Annotated in this window: 18 protein-coding genes; 8 read left to right on the forward strand and 10 right to left on the reverse strand. The window is 74.5% G+C overall.

All coding sequences use genetic code 11. From position 1 onward, the window contains the following. Positions 1–95 precede the first annotated feature (95 nt). Positions 96–347, reverse strand: a complete 252-nt coding sequence (locus tag ACFYT9_RS38675; protein WP_389171672.1) for an EF-hand domain-containing protein — start codon at positions 345–347, stop codon at positions 96–98. A gap of 81 nt (positions 348–428) precedes the next feature. Here ACFYT9_RS38675 and ACFYT9_RS38680 point away from each other — a divergent pair, with 81 nt between their 5' ends. Then, on the forward strand, positions 429–1,070 hold the full coding sequence (locus ACFYT9_RS38680) for a transcriptional regulator (protein WP_389171674.1): 642 nt from the start codon (positions 429–431) through the stop codon (positions 1,068–1,070). On the opposite strand, the gene ACFYT9_RS38685 is transcribed toward ACFYT9_RS38680, so the two are convergent. Further along, the gene (locus tag ACFYT9_RS38685) at positions 1,013–1,807 is read right to left on the reverse strand and encodes a DUF817 domain-containing protein (RefSeq protein WP_389171677.1); all 795 of its coding nucleotides are present in this window, start codon (positions 1,805–1,807) and stop codon (positions 1,013–1,015) included. The genes ACFYT9_RS38680 and ACFYT9_RS38685 overlap by 58 nt on opposite strands. Positions 1,808–1,862: 55 nt before the next feature. Next, complete coding sequence (locus ACFYT9_RS38690) at positions 1,863–2,576, reverse strand: DUF2470 domain-containing protein (protein ID WP_389171680.1); 714 nt, start codon at positions 2,574–2,576, stop codon at positions 1,863–1,865. A 196-nt stretch (positions 2,577–2,772) separates the two neighbouring features. Between ACFYT9_RS38690 and ACFYT9_RS38695 the strand changes: the two genes are divergently transcribed. Then, positions 2,773–4,563 (forward strand): BCCT family transporter, encoded by a 1,791-nt coding sequence (locus tag ACFYT9_RS38695; RefSeq protein ID WP_389171683.1) that lies wholly within the window; start codon positions 2,773–2,775, stop codon positions 4,561–4,563. Here the strand turns inward: ACFYT9_RS38695 and ACFYT9_RS38700 are convergent. The 7 genes from ACFYT9_RS38700 to ACFYT9_RS38730 form a co-directional block, all read right to left on the reverse strand. Then, complete coding sequence (locus ACFYT9_RS38700; protein ID WP_376600022.1) at positions 4,553–5,143, reverse strand: TetR/AcrR family transcriptional regulator; 591 nt, start codon at positions 5,141–5,143, stop codon at positions 4,553–4,555. The genes ACFYT9_RS38695 and ACFYT9_RS38700 overlap by 11 nt on opposite strands. Positions 5,144–5,266: 123 nt before the next feature. Next, positions 5,267–5,533, reverse strand: coding sequence for a metal-sensitive transcriptional regulator (locus ACFYT9_RS38705; RefSeq protein ID WP_389171686.1), 267 nt, complete (start codon positions 5,531–5,533; stop codon positions 5,267–5,269). A gap of 101 nt (positions 5,534–5,634) precedes the next feature. Further along, the gene (locus ACFYT9_RS38710) at positions 5,635–6,492 is read right to left on the reverse strand and encodes a sulfite exporter TauE/SafE family protein (RefSeq protein WP_389171688.1); all 858 of its coding nucleotides are present in this window, start codon (positions 6,490–6,492) and stop codon (positions 5,635–5,637) included. Next, on the reverse strand, positions 6,489–7,061 hold the full coding sequence (locus tag ACFYT9_RS38715; protein WP_389171691.1) for a rhodanese-like domain-containing protein: 573 nt from the start codon (positions 7,059–7,061) through the stop codon (positions 6,489–6,491). The genes ACFYT9_RS38710 and ACFYT9_RS38715 overlap by 4 nt, the downstream gene beginning before the upstream one ends. A gap of 71 nt (positions 7,062–7,132) precedes the next feature. Further along, a complete protein-coding gene (locus ACFYT9_RS38720; protein ID WP_389171694.1) occupies positions 7,133–8,515 on the reverse strand; it encodes a rhodanese-like domain-containing protein in 1,383 nt (460 codons plus the stop codon). A gap of 295 nt (positions 8,516–8,810) precedes the next feature. Continuing rightward, positions 8,811–9,599: an IclR family transcriptional regulator C-terminal domain-containing protein gene (locus ACFYT9_RS38725; protein ID WP_389171697.1), complete on the reverse strand. Its 789-nt coding sequence runs from the start codon at positions 9,597–9,599 to the stop codon at positions 8,811–8,813. A 168-nt stretch (positions 9,600–9,767) separates the two neighbouring features. After that, positions 9,768–10,232, reverse strand: coding sequence for a GNAT family N-acetyltransferase (locus ACFYT9_RS38730; RefSeq protein WP_389171699.1), 465 nt, complete (start codon positions 10,230–10,232; stop codon positions 9,768–9,770). Positions 10,233–10,512: 280 nt separating this feature from the next. Between ACFYT9_RS38730 and ACFYT9_RS38735 the strand changes: the two genes are divergently transcribed. The 6 genes from ACFYT9_RS38735 (at position 10,513) to ACFYT9_RS38760 (ending at position 18,515) form a co-directional block, all read left to right on the forward strand. Beyond that, a complete protein-coding gene (locus tag ACFYT9_RS38735; RefSeq protein ID WP_389171701.1) occupies positions 10,513–11,973 on the forward strand; it encodes a tetratricopeptide repeat protein in 1,461 nt (486 codons plus the stop codon). A gap of 228 nt (positions 11,974–12,201) precedes the next feature. Continuing rightward, on the forward strand, positions 12,202–14,577 hold the full coding sequence (locus ACFYT9_RS38740) for a collagenase (RefSeq protein ID WP_389171704.1): 2,376 nt from the start codon (positions 12,202–12,204) through the stop codon (positions 14,575–14,577). 89 nt (positions 14,578–14,666) lie between these two features. Next, positions 14,667–15,842, forward strand: coding sequence for an NAD(P)/FAD-dependent oxidoreductase (locus tag ACFYT9_RS38745; RefSeq protein ID WP_389171707.1), 1,176 nt, complete (start codon positions 14,667–14,669; stop codon positions 15,840–15,842). Next, on the forward strand, positions 15,839–16,156 hold the full coding sequence (locus ACFYT9_RS38750; RefSeq protein ID WP_351109204.1) for a (2Fe-2S)-binding protein: 318 nt from the start codon (positions 15,839–15,841) through the stop codon (positions 16,154–16,156). Before ACFYT9_RS38745 ends, ACFYT9_RS38750 begins: the two co-directional genes overlap by 4 nt. Next, entirely contained in the window at positions 16,137–17,534 is a 1,398-nt protein-coding gene (locus ACFYT9_RS38755) for an NAD(P)/FAD-dependent oxidoreductase (protein ID WP_389171710.1), read from the forward strand. Before ACFYT9_RS38750 ends, ACFYT9_RS38755 begins: the two co-directional genes overlap by 20 nt. A gap of 81 nt (positions 17,535–17,615) precedes the next feature. Further along, positions 17,616–18,515 carry a dihydrodipicolinate synthase family protein gene (locus ACFYT9_RS38760; protein ID WP_389171713.1) on the forward strand — a complete coding sequence of 300 codons (900 nt, stop codon included), beginning with the start codon at positions 17,616–17,618 and terminating at the stop codon, positions 18,513–18,515. Positions 18,516–18,534 lie beyond the last annotated feature (19 nt).

An 18,534-nucleotide genomic window follows, 5' to 3' on the forward strand; every position in this document is an offset into this window, starting at 1 on the left:
TCACGTGCGACGACCGCCCGCCGGTCGTCGCACCCCCGGCCCCCGCGCCCTGGTCCTGACCCCAGGGCGTGGGGGTCCTCCCCAGGGGCGTGGCGTCACCAGCCGAAGCGGCGGTCGACCACGACGGCGAACTCCTCGAAGCTGAGGACGCGGTCGCCGTTCTGGTCGGCCGCGTCGAAGAGGGCCGCGGAGTCGTCCACGTCCCCCACCCCCCAGAAGGGGATCACGCCCCGCGCCGCCAGCGTGGGGCCCTTCTCCCGCAGGGCCCGGATGACCTCCACACGGGTCAGCGTGCCGTCCTGGTCGAGGTCGAGCGCGTCGAAGAGGACGCGGGCCCTGTCGCTCATGGCAAGTCCTTGGGTCGGTCGTCGGGGCTTCGTGTGGGAGAGGACGCGCGATCCGCCGTCCGGGTTGCCTAGGCTCTCCCCATGGCGCACCCTTCCACTCCCGAACTCCTCGTCCTGCACGCCGTACGCCTGCGGGGCATGACCACAGAGACCGAGGTCGCGGCACGCTTCGGCCTCGACCCGGAGGCCGTCGGCGAGCTGCTGCTCGACCTCCAGGCGTACGGGCGGGTCACCCGCTCCTCCTTCGCCGGCACCTCCGGCTGGAGCCTGACCGACCGGGGCCGGGCGGAGGGCGAGCGACTGCTCGCCGAGGAGCTGGCCGGGGCGGGCCACGGACCGTTCGTCCGCGAGCGGTACGAGACCTTCCTGACGTACAACGCCCGCTGTCTCACCGCCTGCACCGACTGGCAGCTGCGGCCCGACGGCGGCGGGCGGCTCGCCGTCAACACGCACGGGGACGCGGAGTGGGACCGGCGGGTCCTCGACGAGCTGACCCTCCTCGGCGGGGTGATCGACACGCTCTCCGCGGAGCTGGGCACCCTGCTGCCCCGGTTCGGCGGCTACGGCGAGCGTTTCACCGGCGCGCTGGCCCGGGTGAAGCGCGGAGAGCTGTCGTGGGTCGACCGTCCGCGCGCCGACTCCTGCCACACGGTGTGGATGGAGCTTCACGAGGACCTGCTGGCGACCCTCGGCATCCGCCGGGGCGAGGAGCCCGTTCCGTAGGCCAGCACGAAGGTGACGGTGATCAGCAGCGCCCAGGCGCCGAACTTGGCGACGGAGACGGGCTGCCAGCCGTCGAGCTGGTCGGGATAGCTCCAGGCGCCGACGTACGTGGCCGCGTTCTCGGCGATCCAGAGGAAGAAGCCGATCAGGACGAAGGAGAGCGCGAGCGGCATCCGGTGGTCCTGCTCGCCGACGCGGAAGCGGACCCAGGTGCCGGCCGTGGCGAGCAGCAGCAGGGCGGCCAGGACCCAGCGGGCGTCGGGCAGCCAGTGGTGGCTGAAGAAGTTCAGGTAGACGGCCCCGGCGAGCACCGCCATGATCCGGGGCCGGTAGCCGGTCAGGCGCAGGTCGAACAGGTGCCAGGCGCGGCAGACGTAGCTGCCCACGGCCGCGTACAGGAAGCCGCCGTAGAGGGGGACGCCGGCGAACTTGGTGACCGCGTCCTCCGGGTAGCTCCAGGAGCCCATGCGGACCTTGACCAGCTCGAAGAGCAGGCCGATGAGATGGCAGACGGCGATGACGGCGATGTCCCGGCCGCTGTCCCAGCCGAGCCGCCAGGCCACCGCGGTGAGCACGATCCCGTAGCCGAGGAGCAGGTCGTAGCGGGCCACCGGCAGCTCGGGCAGGAGCGCCGACACCGCGATGCCGCCGATCAGCGCGACGGCGAAGGCGCAGCAGCGGGCCTCCAGGAGCGCGAAGCGCAGGAGCTGGCGGAGGCCGTGGGTGATCCGGTCCATGCGGGAGGGGACGCACCCGCCCGCGTGGCGGTTTCCGGTCCGCCGCGCCGGTGTGTCAGTGGTGGTCGTGGTGGTGCGCGCACTGCGGGGCGGTGAGGAGGCGGCGGACCATGTCGCCCGCCGCGGCGGCGTCCCGTGCTTCGGCGGGGAAGAGCAGGCGGAGGTCGCAGTGGCCCTCGCCGTACTCGCACCGGAGCGAGACGGCGTGCCGGTCCATGGCGAGGGGGAGGGCGCGGACGACGCCGTAGGGGAGGCGGGAGCCGGCGAGGACGACCAGGTCGGAGACGAGCTCGGGGTGGGCGTCGGCGAGGTGGGTGAGGAGTGCGGCCTCTTCGAGGGCGAGCGGGTCGGGGGCGGCGCCCGCGTACGCGGCGGGGGTGATCTCCTCCGTCCCGGTGCCGGTGCGGAGGGTGATCCCGGCGAGGTCGAGGCGGAGCGCGCCGAGGTCGCCGGGCGCCGCAGGGGTGAGCCGGCCGGTGAGGGTGACCCGGGCGCGGACCCGGTCGCGCAGCGCGGTCGGTGCGATGTCGGTGAGGTCGACGCGGGCGTCGAGGATGCCGAGCGGGGCGCGGTCGAGGTGGTCGGTGAGCGGGGTGTCGGCCGGGGGGTGGAGGGTGATCCGGCCGCGGGCGCCGACGCTGTGGGCGCCGAGGAGGTCGTAGCTCTGTCCTTCGAGGGTGAGGGAGAGGGAGATGGCGCGGGCCAGCACGGAGCGGACCTGCTCCGCGGCGGTCTGCTGGGGCAGGGCGGGGGAGGGGGCGACGCTCACGTGGTTCTCCTGAGTCCGGTTTAGGTAAGGCTTACCTAACCATCGTCGACCCCGTGGTGTCCAGGACCTTCACCCCGCCTGTCGTCGACCGGTCCGGGTGCGGGGCCTGTTGGTCCGTCACGTTCGGCCCCGCTCGTGATACTGCATGGGAGGGATATGAGTAGTTCGTCCCGTTCGGTGGGGAAAGGGGTCGCAGATGGCGCAGGACGGGCAGGGTCCGGAGGGCCGGCGGGAAGGCGGCGGGACGGGCGGCGGCAAGGACGGGGCCGGGCGGGGTGTCCTGCCGGTGACGGCGGACCTGCCCGATCAGGCCGGCCGTCACCCCGCCCGGACCGACCCGGTCGTCTTCGGCGTCACCGCCGTGCTGACGCTCGCCTTCGTCGTCTGGGGCGCGACGGCGACGGGCAGTCTGGAATCGGTCTCCAGCAGCCTCCTCGACGGGCTGATCCGGGACGGGGGCTGGGCGTTCATGCTGGCGGCCTCCGGCTTCGTCGTCTTCGCGCTGTGGCTGGCGATCAGCCGGTACGGGCGGATCACCCTCGGGCAGGAGGACGAGGGTCCCGAGTTCCGCACGGTCTCGTGGATCGCCATGATGTTCAGCGCCGGCATGGGCATCGGCCTGATGTTCTACGGCGTGAGCGAGCCGCTCGCCCACTACGGCACCCCGCCGCCCGGCACCTCCCCGGCCGACTCGGCCGAGCGGATGGAGACGGCGATGGCCACCACGCTGTTCCACTGGACGCTCCACCCGTGGGCGATCTACGCCGTGGTCGGTCTCGCCATCGCGTACTCGACCTTCCGGCGCCGGCGCCGGCAGACGATCAGCGCCGTGTTCGTCCCGCTGATGGGCGAGCGCCGGGCCTTCGGCGGGCCGGGCCGGTTCATCGACATCCTCGCCATCTTCGCCACGCTCTTCGGCTCCGCGGCCTCGCTGGGCCTCGGCGCGCTCCAGATCGGCAGCGGCGTGGAGGAGCTGGGCTGGATGGCGAAGGCCGGCACCGGACTGCTCGTCGCCATCATCGCGGTGCTCACCGTGGCCTTCGTGCTCTCCGCCGTGTCCGGCGTGGAGAAGGGCATCCAGTGGCTCTCCAACATCAACATGGTGCTGGCGCTGCTCCTCGCCCTCTTCGTCTTCGTCGCCGGCCCCACCATCATCGTCCTCGACCTGCTGCCGACCTCCATCGCCGCCTACATCGGCGACCTGCCCCAGCTGGCCGGCCGCACCGAGGCCACCAGCGGCGAGAACATCCACGACTGGCTCGGCAGCTGGACCGTCTTCTACTGGGCGTGGTGGATCTCCTGGACCCCCTTCGTCGGCATGTTCATCGCCCGGATCAGCCGCGGCCGGACGATCCGCCAGTTCATCGGCGGCGTCATCCTGGTGCCGAGCACGGTCAGCCTGGTGTGGTTCGCGATCTTCGGCGGTACCGCGATGCGGCTGAGCGAGGAGGGCTCGCTGGGCGCCGAGACCACCCCGGAGGGACAGCTCTTCGGCCTGCTCCAGGAGTTCCCGCTGACGGGCGTGATGAGCCTGCTGGTGATGGTCCTCGTCGGGATCTTCTTCGTCTCCGGCGCGGACGCCGCCTCCATCGTCATGGGCACCCTGTCGCAGCGCGGGGCGATGGAGCCGACCCGCCCGGTGGTGATCTTCTGGGGCGTGGTCACCGGCGCCGTCGCCGCGATCATGCTGCTCATCGGCGACGGCCAGGGCGACGCCCTGGCGGGCCTGCAGAACCTCACGATCCTGGTCGCCGCCCCGTTCGTCCTCGTGATGATCGGCATGTGCGTGGCGCTCATGCGCGATCTGCGCGAGGACCCGCTGATCGTGCGCGGCCGGGTCGGCAAGGAGATCGTCGAGGTCGCGGTCATCGCCGGGCACGAGCAGTACGACGGAGACTTCGAGCTCCGGATCGGACCGGGCGGCCCCGACGGCGGCCCCGACGACGGCGGCGAGAGGGCTCCGGACGGTCCGCCCGTCAAGGGCTGACGGAGCGCCAGATGCGGTCCGGGAGGAGCCGGGCCCCCTCTTCGAGGTCCACGTCCCCGATGGTGAGCCAGCGGCGGGCGAGGCCGACGACCGGGCCCAGTACGAGGGTCTCGATGACCGGACTGGGCAGGTCGGCGAGTTCACCGGCCCTGCGGTGGGCGTCGAGCCACTGCTCGACCGGCGCGAGCCGGGCCTCCTGGCTGTCGCGGATCTCGCCGGCGTGGTCCGTGCCCACCTGGTCCGCGAAGGGGGAGTGGAGCAGGCGGGAGGCGGCCGGCTGGGTGCGCACGAAGTCGAGGTAGGCGCGCACCACCGCCTCGATGCCGGAACGGGCGTCCTGATGGGAGGTCAGGGCGGTGGCCAGCTCGCCGAGGAGGCGGCCCAGCCAGCGCAGCGCGAGAGCGCTGATCACCCCGTGGAGATTGCCGAAGTGGTGGTAGACGCTGCCGGTGCTGACCCCGCTGACCCGGGTCAGGGCGGAGACGGTGAGGCCCGGCTCACCCTCGCGCGCGTAGAGGTCGAGCGCGGCGTCGAGGACGCGCTCGACGGTGACTTCTCCGCGCTGCTGCTTCCGGCTCATCGAGCGGGGTGCCCCCTTCGTCCGCGGGCCATCCCTGGCCTGGCTGTTCCGTACCTGGTCAGCATAGGAGGCGCGAGGCCCGCCGGACCCCGCTCCGCCCCGGTGCGGACCCTGGCCGGAGGCTCAGGCCAGGGCCAGGAACAGCTTCTCCAGCTCCGCCTCCGTCATCGGCGGGCCCTCCGTGCCGTCGTCGGCCAGGCACTGCCGCATCCCGCTCGCCACGATCTTGAACCCGGCCCGGTCCAGGGCCCTGGAGACGGCGGCCAGCTGGGTCACCACGTCCTTGCAGTCGCGGCCCGCCTCGACCATGGCGATCACCCCGGCCAGCTGTCCCTGAGCGCGCCGCAAGCGGTTCAGCACCGGCGTCCTCGCGTCCGCGTCGACCTGCACGGCAGTCCTCCTCCTCGTCGCACCCCCATCCGTCACCATACCCCGCAGGGTATTAAATCGGTCGATATTCCCTCGGTCGATGTCCTCTCGGTCGATGTCCTCTACTCCCGGACCGGGGCGACCGTACGGCTCCGGATCCGCCGCGCCGCCCACCCGCCCGCCGCCGCGGTCCCGAGCACCGCCCAGGTCACGGGGTGCGTCCAGACGGCGGGGCCGAGCTGCCGCGCGAGGACGAGGGCGCCCGTCACGGCGACGAACCAGCCGAAGGCCGTGCGCAGCCCGTCCTGCGGGACGCGGCCCGCGAGGCGCGCCCCGACCAGGCTCCCGGCGACGGCCGCGCCGGTGACCGTGAGCGCGAGCACCGGGTCGACGGTGGCGCCGGAGAGGTGTCCGGCCAGTCCCGCGAAGGAGTTCATGGCGATGACGAGCAGCGAGGTGCCGACGGCGGCGCTCATCCGGAGCCCGCCGAGGAGGACCAGGGCGGGCACCACGAGGAAGCCGCCGCCCGAGCCCACGAATCCGGTCACCGCGCCCACCGCGAGCCCCTCGACGGCGATGTGCCACGGCTTCGGACCCCCGTGCCGCGCCTTCGGCTCCCGCCCCCGCCGCGGCCCGCGCAGCATCGCGAAGGCGGTGGCGAGCATCATCAGGGCGAAGGCGGCGAGGAGCGCGGTGCCGGGCACGAAGGCGGCCGCCCGGCCCCCCGCGTACGCGCCCGCCATGCTGAACGCGCCGAGGACGAGGCCGGTCCGCCACCGGACGCGGCGCGCCCGCGCGTGGGGGACCAGCGCCACGAGGCTGGTGACGCCGACGACGAACAGCGAGGTGGCGATGGCCTCCTTCGGCTCCTGCCCGGCGAGGTGGACCAGGACCGGGACGGTGAGGATCGATCCGCCGCCGCCGAGCACGCCGAGGCTGACGCCGACGAGCAGCGAGGCCGCCACGACCAGAGCGGTCACCGGGTGCTCCGCAGCTCCGCCGTCACGGTGCGGATGTCGGTGCGGGGGCCCCGGTTGTAGGGGAGCCTGGAGAGCAGGACGCCCAGGGCGCAGGAGTTGCTGAGCGCGGCGAAGGTCAGCCCGGCGCCGATCGCCGTCCCGACGAGGTGCGCGCCCGGCACGACGATCCCGGCGAGGCCGGTGACGAGGACGACCGAACCGGCGACGAGCCGGACCTGGCGCTCCATGTCCCACCGCTCCGGCCCGCGCTCCACCGGCGCGCCGGCCGCCTCCCAGCCCGTGATCCCGCCGTCGAGGACGCGGAGGCCCGGCAGGCCGGCCTCGGCGAGCGCCCGCTCGGCCTCCTTCGCCCGCTGCCCGGAGCGGCACACGAGCACGACGTCCTCGTCGAGGTGGCCCACGAGTTCGGCGCGGTGCTCGCGGAGGGTGTGCAGCGGCACGTTGGAGGAGCCGGGGATGTGGGCCGTACGGAACTCGCCGGGCGTGCGGACGTCGAGGAGGCGCGGGGCGCGGCCCTCCTGGACGAGGCGGTGCAGGACGGCGGGGGAGAGGGAGGAGGGCGTGCTCATGGGTGGTTCCGATCGCGCGTTGCGGTGGTGGGTGGTGGGTGGTGGCTGGGAGGGGCCGGGGGTGCGGGGGCTCAGCCGGCGGGAGTCGTCGTCAGGGCCCAGGCCGCGTGGCCGCCCAGGAGGTCGGAGACGTCCTCGAAGCCGCGCCGGCGCAGGAGGCTGGCGGCGACGGAGGAGCGGTGGCCGCCGGCGCAGTGGAGGACGAGGGGCCGGTCGGCGGGGAGTTCACCGGTCCGGCGGGGGAGCTCGCCGAGCGGGATGTGGACGGCCGTGTCGATGACGCCGTTCGCCTCGCGCTCGTCGCGGCCGCGGAGGTCCACGACGAGCGGCGGCCGGGGGCCGGTGAGGTCGCTCCGCAGCCGGGCGGCGGTGATCCGGCTCGCCGGCGCCATGTCGGCGGCCAGCGCCTCCATGGCGGCCTCGGGCTCGGGGAGGTAGCCCTCGGCGAGGTCGAGGCCGACGCGGGCGAGCCGGGTGAGCACTTCCTCCGCGCGCCCCTCGGGGGCGATGACGACGAGCCGGTCGCCGGGGTCGAGGACGGTGCCGGCCTGCTCGGCGAAGCGGCCGTCGGCCGGCACGTTGACCGCGCCGCGGAGGTGCCCGGCGGCGAACTCCAGCGGATCGCGCGCGTCGACCACGACCGCCCCGGCGTCCCGCAGCGCCGAGAACTCGGCGGGGGAGAGCGGCCGGGCGGCGCCGGCGTCGTACCGCCGGCGGTCCTTGCGGTTGAGCGCGGCGTCGTGGGCGAAGTAGCCGGGGGCGGCGGGCTGTCCGGCGGTGACGAGCGCGACGAACTCCTCGCTGCTCATCGGCGCGCAGGCGTAGTTGGTCGCCCGCTGCTCCCCGATCGTGGACGACCTCTCGACGGAGAGGCGCTTGCCGCAGGCCGAGCCCGCGCCGTGGGCGGGGAAGACGCGGACCGCGTCGGGGAGCCCCATGAGCTTGTGCTGGACGCTGTGGTGGAGCAGCGCGCCCAGTTCCTCGGCGGTCACGCCGGCCGAGGCGAGGAGGTCGGGCCGGCCGACGTCGCCGATGAACAGGGCGTCACCGGTCAGGACCCCGTACGGCACCTCGTCCCCGGCGTGTTCGTACACCAGGAGGCTGATCGACTCGGGGGTGTGGCCGGGCGTCTCCATGACCTCCAGGACGACGTCCCCGAGGAGGATCCGCTCGCCCTCGGCGAGCGGGCGGACCGGGTACTCGGTCTCCGCGCGCCGGCCGTAGCCGATCCACGCGCCGGTGCTGTCGGCCAGCTCCAGGTGGCCGGCGACGAAGTCGGCGTGGACATGGGTGTTGACGACGCCGACCACGGTGAGGCCGTGCGCGGTGGCGTCCGCGAGGTACTCGGACACGTCCCGGCGCGGGTCCACGACCACGGCCCGCCCCGTCCCCTCGTCGCCGATCAGGTACGAGGCGTGGGAGAGACAGTCGAGGTAGTACTGGGCGAAGAACACGGCGGAGCCTCCCGCAGACGTATGGATACCCCCCCGGGTATGAACGCCTCCGACCGTACGGGGTGCCGTCGCGTCCGGTCAAATACCCCCCTGGGTATGAAGCCTCGCAGTCGGGAGCGGTGGGTCATATACGGGTGGGGGTATTCTGGCCTGCGCGGGGAACGCGAGAGGCCTGCGCGGGGAACGCGAGAAGGGGCGCCACCGGTCCCTCCGTGGCGCCCCTTCTCGCTTCCCCCGTCTCCCTCCCCCGCGGCTCACCCTCCGCCGGACTCCGCGCAGGCCCGCGGACCTCGGGTCAAGGCTCGTGGCTGTGCGCGGCGACCGCGAAGGTGCGGGAGAGCAGGACATGCTCCGCCCGCCGCTGGAGCCGCTCCGCGAGCCCGCGCAGCCGCGCCCCCTCGGACGCGGGGATCGACAGTGCCACCGCCGCGGTCTCCGCGCCGACGGTGATCGGCACCGCCGCGCAGGCCGTGCCGAGCGCGTACTCCTGGTGCTCCAGGACCGGCAGCCGGCGCGGCAGGGCGGCGAGCCGCCGCTCGAAGTCGCGCCGCACCTCGACCGTGTGCGGGGTGAGGGCCGTCACCGGGTGGCGGCTCAGGTGGTCGCCGCGCTGCTCCGGCTCCAGCTGGAGCAGCAGGCTCTGCCCGGCGGCGTGGGCGTGCGCCGTCGCCCGGAAGTCGGCCCACTCACGCACCGGCGGGCGCGCCGGGTTGTCCGACACGGCGCCCAACTCGACCTCGCCGTCCCGGTACTGCACGAAGTACACGGCCGCGTCCAGGTCCAGGCTGAGGGTGTTCACCCATGCCTGGATGCGCAGCGCCGGCTCGTGGACCGTGGGGCCGGTGTCCCGGCGCAGCGGCGCGACGAGTGTGTAGACACCGTTGTCGTTGCGGATGAGCCCCTCGTGGACCAGGGTCCTGAGCAGGTGGTACGCCGTCGGCAGCGGCAGCAGCGCCTCGCGGGCCAGCTGTTTGGCGCTGCCCGCGCCGCCGCGTCGTTCCAGCTCGTCCAGCAGCCGTACGGCCCGGCGTACCGACTGGATCAGGGTCGGTGCCGTGCCGCTCTCCCCCTCGCGATGTGCCATGCGTGTCCTTTCCCCAGACGCGGAGCACTGTGCTCCGCGTCCATGATCGGACAGTGAACCCGGAATCACGTACCGTCAGGGAGCCCGGGGTGTCGGAACCGGCCGCGCCGCCTCCGCCCGGCGGAGCTCCCGATGCCGGATGCCGGATGCCGGTTGCCGGATGCCGGATTATGGAGCCATGTCGTACGTGATCCACATCGTGCGCGTGGCCACCTGGTCGTACTTGGAGCGGGCGCGGTGGTTGTCGTCGGCCGTGATCCAGCGAACGACGCTCCAGCCGCGCTCCGCGCCGATCCCGCGCAGCGCGGCCAGCAGCAGGTCCGCCGCCCCGGTGCCGCGGCTCGCCGGGTCCACGAACAGGTCGTCGAGCCAGCCGCCGACGGTCGCGGAGAGCGGCCGGGCGAAGGGGCGGAAGTGCGCGAGCCCGACGAGCCGCCCGTCGGCGCCCTCCGCCACCAGCCCCTCCACCTCGTGCCCGGGGTCGTGGATCCAGGACCAGACGAGCCGGGCGGCCTCCTCGGTCTGCTCGACCTTGTAGAACTCGGCGTACCCGCGGTACAGCGCGCGCCACTGGTCGAAGTCCTCCTCCCGGACCGGACGGACCCGGACGGCGGCGGCGTCGGCGACGGACATGAACCCTCACTCTCCTCGTGCACCGCGCCCTGCGGTGCACGTGCCAGTGGATCACGCCGCGCCCGGTGCGGGGGCGTGGGGGAGGCGGGGAGCGCGGACGTCCGGAGCGCGAGGGGCGGACGGCGGCACGCGGGGCGCGCGGGGAGGCGTGCGCGGCGTGGCGCGGCGACGGGCGGGGCACCCTCCTGGTGCCGGTGGGGAGCGGTTCGCTCCGCCGCCGGACGGGCCGTCCCCGTCCGGCCGTCCGGCAGTACCCGAGGAACCGAGGTGAGGAACCGCATTGGCGACCGACCGTCACGGCAACACCCTGCACGCCTGCACCCCCGAGGGCGCGGACCATCTGGACCGGGCGGTGGAGGCCCTGCTCTTCTTCCGGCCCGAGGTGTCCCCGGCCGTCGAGGACGCCCTGGCGGCGAGCCCCGAGTCGCCCGACGCCCAGGCGTTCGCCGTCTACCTGGGGGTCCTCGGCACCGAACACACCGGCGCCACCCGGGCCCGAGCCCGCTTCGACGGCTATCTCGCGGGCCGCGACACGAGCGCCCTGCCCGCGCGCGAGCGGCTCCATCTGGCCGCCGCGGGAGCCCTGCTCGCCGGTGACCTGCATGGGGCGGCCGGCCTCCTGGAGGAGCTGTCCCTCGCCCACCCGAGGGACGTGCTCGCGCTCTTCGCCGGGCACCAGCTGGACTTCCTCACCGGGGACGCCGTCCGGCTGCGGGACCGGATCGGCGGCGCCCTGTCGGCGTGGGGGAGGGCGGACGAGCACCGGGGGCCGCTGCTCGGCATGTACGCCTTCGGCCTGGAGGAGTCCGGGCACTACGGGCGCGCGGAGGAGACCGGGCTCGCGGCGGTCGAGCGGCATCCCGGGGACGTGTGGGCGGTGCACGCCGTCACCCACACCTACGAGATGCAGGGCAGGGTCGCCGAGGGCGTCGCCTTCCTCGACGCGCGGGCGGACGACTGGACGCGCGGCAACTACCTGACGGTGCACAACTGGTGGCACTACGCCCTGTACGCGCTGGAGGCGGGCGCGGAGGAGACCGCGCTGCGCGTCTACGACGCGGCCGTCCACCACGAGGAGTCGGCGGGGCTCGCCATGGAACTCCTCGACGCCGCCGCGCTGCTGTGGCGGCTGCGGCTGGCCGGCCGGGACGAACCGGAACGCTGGGCGCGGCTCGCCGACGCCTGGGCCGGGCGGGCCGACCCGCCGTTCTACGCCTTCAACGACGCCCACGCGGTGATGGCCTACGTGGGCGCCGGGCGGCTCGCGGAGGCGGAGGCGCTGGTGGCCGACCGCCGGCGGTGGCTGGCCGAGGGCTCCGCCGACGCGGCCCGGCGGACCCTCTCCAACCACGCGATGACGGCGGAGGCCGGACTCCCGGTCTGCGAGGCGCTGGTGGCGCAGGGGAGGGGGGACCACGCGGCCGTGGTGGAGCTGCTGTGGCCGGTACGCCGCCGGATCCAGGTCTTCGGCGGCAGCCACGCCCAGCGGGACGCCGTCCAGCGGACGTTGCTGGAGTCGGCGCTCGCCGCCGGCGACCACGACCGGGCCCGGCTGCTGCTGAGCGAGCGGGACGGGCTGCGGCCGGACAGCCCGTACAACTGGCTGGGCCGGGCCCGGCTGGCCGACGCGATCGGTGACGCGGCCCGGGCGGCGGTGGCGCGGGAGCGGGCGGAGGGCGCGGCGAAGGGGCTGAGGCCGACGGCGCCCGGGCTCCGTCCCGTATCGAACTCCCTGGTCTGACCTGCGGGTTCGGCGCCCGGCCGAGAGGCCGGGCGTCCGCCTCCCCCCGTTTCGTTCGCGGAGGCGGACACCCGGCGGCGCAACTGACCCGTGCAGAGGGGTTGTCAGTGCAATTTCACATTACTATGTTACACCTCGCACGGCGGTCGGATGCCTCCCCGTCAACTCCCGTTCAGGTCCTTCCGGTCGGCCGCACACCCTCATCCCCACCCCCACCCAGGAGACCTCGTGTCCCAGCACAGAGCCGTGCGTTCCTCCCTCCTCACCACCGCGATAGCCGTGACCCTCCTCGCCTCCGCGGGCCAGGCGGCTCCGCAGGCCGCCGAGGCCCCCGCCCCGAGCGCCGTCGCCGCCGTCCCCGGCGCCTTCGCGCCCACGGCCGCCGCCGAGCCGAACCCCTTCGACGAGGTGGAACGATTCGCCACCGCGCGCACCACCGCCCCCGCCCCGGCGCCCGCGCCCGGCGGCACCGGCGACACCCGGGCCCGTGTCCCCGGCCAGGCGAAGAAGGGCGCGGAGCCCGCCGCCGAGAAGCAGAGCTTCCGGGCCGCGCCCGCCGCCACCGCCACGGCCGCCGGAGTCCCATGCACCCTCGACGGCGTCACCGGCCTCTCCCCGGCCGCCCTCGCCGACTTCCTCGCCGATCCGGCCGTCACCGCCGACGGCTGTCTGAGCGGCCTCGTCTGGACCTGGGACGCCCGCCTCGCCCCGGTGATGTCCGACGCCCACGTGCAGGCCGTCGCCCAGCGGATCTCCGCCCTGGCCGCCGGTCACGACGGGCGCAACTCCTCCCACCTGGAGGAGATGTTCACCTATCTGCACGCCGTCGCCTACCACGACTTCTCGCGCACCGAGATCGACATCACCGACGCCCCGACCGTCGACGCGATCCGCCGCGCCGTCGCCGCCTTCGGTTCCGCCGCCCGCACCTTCGACGTCACAGCGTCCAACGCCCGCACCCTCCGTGAGGCCCTCTACGCCGGCAGCGCCCCCGGCCTGCGCCAGCACCAGCTGGGGCTCATCACGAAGGTCCTCGCCACCATGGACCCGGCGCACACCGCGACGCACAAGGACCCGACCTGGTCCGGTGCCGCGCTCGCCGCGCTCTCCGTCAACTACCTGGGCATCTACTCGGGCAACCAGGACGCCGCCTTCCACGCCGCCGTCGCCGCCGACCCCGGCTACCGGGCCGTCTTCAAGGCGTTCGCCGGACACACCCACCTCAAGGGCACCGCCAACGCCTGGGTCGTCCGCGACGCGCTCAGCGAGTACGGCCGGTTCGGCGAGGTCGCCGGGCTGCGGGACGGGATCGTCGCGGACCTCGGTGCCATGATCGGACCCGTCGAGACCGCCTTCGGCTCCGGAAGCCAGCCCTGGGCCAAGGTCGTCTCCTGGCTGAACTTCTACGACGCCTGCGCCCCGTACGGCGTCTGCAAGGCCGACATCGAGGCCCGGATCTTCCCGTACACGTACACCTACGACAACGGCGCCCTGAAGGTCCGCACCGGCCTCGACCGGGCCACCGTCGACCAGCTCTACTACGCGAGCAAGCAGGTCAAGGCGCAGTTCCACCGGGTGGTCGGCAGCGAGCAGCCGCTGGCCGGCGATCCCAACACCACGCTGAACATCGTCCTGTACGGCTCGCGCGCCGACTACGAGAACTACCACCCGGTCCTCACCGGGTACGACACGAACAACGGCGGCATCTACATCGAGAGCGGTGCCACCTTCTACACCTACCAGCGGCGCGTCCCGCAGGACTCCTCGCTCACCCTCGAAGAGCTCTTCCGGCACGAGTACGTGCACTACCTCAACGGCCGCTTCGCCGTCCCCGGCTTCTTCGGCCAGGGCCCCTGGTACCAGGGCGACCGCACCACCTTCATGGACGAGGGCACGGCCGAGTTCTTCGACGGCGCCACCCGGGACGACGGCATCGCCGTCCGCAAGTCCCTGGTCCGCGGGGTCATCAACGACACCGCGGGCGGCGGCCCCCGCATGAGCGTCCGGCAGATCCTGCACGCCACCTACGACGGCGACGGCTTCCGCTTCTACAACTACGCCGGCACCTTCTTCGAGTACCTGTGGACCGAACGCCCCTCCCTCATCCGCGAGATGTACGACCGGCTGCGCGCGAACGACGTCGCCGGGTACGACGCCTGGCGCGAGCGGCTGAGCGCCGACACCGCCCTCCAGCAGGGGTACGACCGCTTCCTGGACGCCCAGATCGCCCAGGTCGACCGCCTCTTCGTCCCGAACACCACCTACACCGCCAACGGGTACCTGAGGGACTGGAACGTGGCCGCCGTCCGCTCCGCCTTCGCCGCCGCCACCCAGAACACCCCCGCCTGCGTCGAGGCGGGCGAGTACGGCAAGCGCCGCTTCGTCTGCACCGGCCGGATCACCGCCAACCTGGCGGACGCCGGCAACCCCGACAAGGTCTTCAAGGACATGTCCGAGACCGTCGACTACTTCCTCCTCGACCGGGCCGGCGCCGCCACCAACAACCTGGCCGACATGAACTGTTCCTTCGGTCCGGTGGACATCTGGTCCACCCGGGTCGCCGGCACCTCGGACTTCCGCTGCGAGGGCCCGCTGCGCAGCTGACGGCCCCTCGGTCCGCCCCCGCCGCACACTCCGGTGCCCGGACCCGAAAGGGTCTGGGCACCGCCAGAAGAATGTGACATATTACTGTCGTGCCCAACAGACACTCCCCGGACGTGGTGATCGTCGGAGCCGGCGTCGTCGGCGCCGCCTGCGCCTACTACGCGGCCCGCTCCGGACTCACCGTCGCCGTGGTCGACCGCGGTCCCGTCGCGGGCGGCACCACCGGTGCCGGGGAAGGCAATCTGCTCGTCTCCGACAAGGAGGCGGGCCCCGAGCTCGACCTCGCGCTGCTGTCCACGAGACTCTGGCGCGAACTCTCCGCGACACTCCCGCCGGAGACCGAGTACGAGCCCAAGGGCGGGCTCGTCGTGGCGCCCGACGAGCCCGCCCTCAAGGCCCTCCGCGCCTTCGCGGAGGGCCAGCGGGCGGCCGGTGTCACCGCCGCCGAGATCCCCGCCGACCGGCTCGCCGACCTCGAACCCCACCTCGCCCCCGGCCTCGCCGGCGGCTTCCACTACCCGCAGGACGCCCAGGTCCAGCCCGCCCAGGCCGCCGCCCGCCTGCTCGCCGCCTCCGGCGCCGCGCTCCACCTCGGCGAGGAGGTCACCGCCGTCCTCCGCGGCCCGGCGGGCGCGGTCCGGGGCGTGCGCACCACCCGCCGCGAACTCCTCGCGCCCGCCGTCGTCAACGCCGCCGGCACCTGGGGCGGCGAGCTCGCCCGGCTGGCCGGCGTCCACCTCCCCGTCCTGCCCCGCCGCGGCTTCGTCCTCGTCACCGAACCCCTTCCGCGGATCGTCCGCCACAAGGTCTACGCCGCCGACTACATCGCCGACGTCGCCAGCGGCTCCGCCGCGCTCCAGTCCTCCGCCGTCGTCGAGGGCACCCCCGGCGGCCCCGTCCTCATCGGCGCAACCCGCGAACGCGTCGGCTTCGACCGCACCCTCTCCACCGAGGCCCTGCGCCGGCTCGCCGCCCAGGCCGCCGCGCTCTTCCCGGTCCTCGCCGACGTCCAGGTGCTCCGCGCCTACCACGGCTTCCGCCCCTACCTCCCCGACCACCTCCCGGCGATCGGCGCCGACCCGCGCGTCCCCGGCCTCCACCACGCCTGCGGCCACGAAGGCGCCGGCATCGGCCTCGCCCCCGCCACCGGCGTCCTCCTCGCCGCCGCCCTCACCGGCGCCGCGCCCCCGCTCGACCCGGCACCCTTCCGCCCCGCGCGGGACTTCGGCCCCGCGGACGCCCCGACCCAGGAGCAGCAGAGTTGAGCCGCCGCACCCCGCGCGCCCTCGTCGGCGGCGCGCCCCAGGAGACCTTCACCTTCCGCTTCGACGGACGGGACATCCCGGCCGCCGCCGGGCAGACCGTCGCCGCCGCCCTGTGGGGCGCCGGCGTCCTCGCCTGGCGCACCACCCGGCACGACGGCGAACCCCGCGGCGCCTTCTGCGGGATCGGCCAGTGCTTCGACTGCCTGGTCACCGTCGACGGCACCCCGAACCGCCGCGCCTGCCTCGTCGCCGCCCGCCCCGGCGGCCTCGTCACCAGCCAGGAGGGAACCGGCCATGACGACCTCGCCGTCTGACCCCCGGACCGCCCCCGCCGACCTCGCGGTCGTCGGCGCGGGTCCGGCCGGGCTCGCCGCCGCCGTCACCGCCGCCTCGCTCGGCCTGACCGTCACGCTCCTCGACGCGGGCGCCCGCCCCGGCGGCCAGTACTACCGCCACCCCGACCCCGCGCTCGGCGCCAGCCGTCCGCAGGCCCTGCACCACGACTGGGCCGCCTTCGCGGGCCGTGAGGCCGAGCTGCGCGCCCACGAACGCGGCGGCCGGGTGCGCTACCTGACGGAGCACCAGGTCTGGAGCGTCACCGGCTCCGGCACCGACTGGTCGGTGCACTCCCGGACCGACGACGCCGCCGGGGAGCCCGTCCGGGCCCGCGCGGTGCTGCTCGCCACCGGCGCGTACGAGCGCCAACTGCCCTTCCCCGGCTGGACCCTGCCCGGGGTCGTCGGCGCCGGGGGAGCGCAGGCCATGCTCAAGGGCGGGCTCGTACTGCCCGGCCGCCGCGTCGTCGTCGCTGGCAGCGGGCCCCTGCTGCTCGCGGTCGCCGCCTCGCTGGCCGCCGCCGGCGCCCGGGTGCCCGCCGTCGTCGAGGCCGCCGGATACGGACCGTACGTCCGCCACACCGGCACCCTGCTGCGCAACCCGGCCAAGCTCGCCGAAGGCGCCCTGTACGGCGGGGCGCTGCTCCGCCACCAGGTCCGTCCGCTGCTCCGGCACGCCGTCGTCGAGGCGCACGGCACCGACCGGGTCGAGGCGGTCACCGTGGCCCGGCTCGACCGCGACTGGCGGCCCGTGCCCGGCACCGGGCGCCGCGTCCCCTGCGACGCCCTCGCCGTCGGCCACGGCCTGGTCCCCGAACTCTCCCTCGCCACCACCCTCGGCTGCGCCACCCGCACCGCCGCCGACGGGACCGCCGCCCTCGTCCTCACCCCGGGCCTGCGCACCTCGGTGCCCGGCGTCTGGGCGGCGGGCGAGACGGGCGGCGTCGGAGGGGCCCAGCTCGCCCTGACCGAGGGGGAGATCGCCGCCCACGCGGTGGCCGGCCGGACCGTCCCCGCCGCCCTCGCCCGGCGCCGAGACCGGCTGAGGGCCTTCGCCGACGCGATGGGCGCCGCCCATCGGCCGGGCACCGGCTGGAGCGGCTGGCTGCGCGACGAGACGGCGGTCTGCCGCTGCGAGGAGGTGCCCGCCGGGCGCGTCCGCGAGGCGGTCGAGGAGCTGGGCGCCACCGACGCCCGGACCGTGAAGCTGCTGACCCGGGCCGGGATGGGCTGGTGCCAGGGCCGCATGTGCGGTCCGGCCGTGGCCGCGCTCGCCGGTGGCGAGGTCGCCGCCGACCGCCGTCCGCTGGCCTGCCCCGTACGTCTCGGGCAGCTCGCGGAACTCCCCGCCGACTAGCCCTTTCCCTGGCGTTCACACTCTTGTGGCCGCCGTACACCCCCTAGTAAAATGTCACACACTACAAAGGAGTACGTCACGATGACCGACACCCGCACCCGCCCCTGGCACGGCATCATGGTCGCCACCACCCTGCCGCTGCGCGACGACCTCTCCGTCGACCTCGACGCCTACGCCGAACACGTCCGCTGGCTCCTCGCCAACGGCTGCGACGGCGTCGTGCCCAACGGCTCGCTCGGCGAGTACCAGACCCTCACCGACGCCGAGCGCGCCGCCGTCGTCCACACCGCCGTCGAAGCCGCCGGCGACGGCGCCCGCGTCATGCCCGGCGTCGCCGCCTACGGCTCCGCCGAGTCCCGCCGCTGGGCCGAACAGGCCGCCGAGGCCGGCGCGGGCTCCGTCCTCCTCCTGCCCCCGAACGCCTACCGCGCCGACAAGGACGCGGTCCGCGCCCACTACGCCGAGGTCGCCCGGGCGGGCCTGCCGATCGTCGCCTACAACAACCCCATCGACACCAAGGTCGACCTCACCCCGACCCTCCTCGCCCGCCTCCACGCCGACGGGCACATCGTCGCCGTCAAGGAGTTCAGCGGGGACGTCCGCCGCGCCTACGAGATCGCCGAACTCGCCCCCGGTCTCGACCTCCTCATCGGCGCCGACGACGTCCTCCTGGAGCTGGCCGTCGCGGGCGCCGTCGGCTGGATCGCGGGCTACCCCAACGCCCTCCCCGAGTCCGCCGCCACCCTCTACCGCGCCGCCGTCGCCGGCGACCTCGGCACCGCGCTCCCGCTCTACAAGGCGCTGCACTCCCTCTACCGCTGGGACTCCAAGACCGAGTTCGTCCAGGCCATCAAGCTCTCCATGGACCTCGCCGGCCGCCCCGGCGGCCCCACCCGCCCGCCGCGCCTCCCGCTCACCGGCGCCGTCGAGACGGCCGTCCGCGCCGCCACCGAAAAGGTCCTGGCCGAGGGCCTGCGCTAGCGAGAGGGGACAGACAGCC

The sequence above is a fragment of the Streptomyces sp. NPDC004435 genome (assembly GCF_042873895.1).
GTDB lineage: Bacteria > Actinomycetota > Actinomycetes > Streptomycetales > Streptomycetaceae > Streptomyces.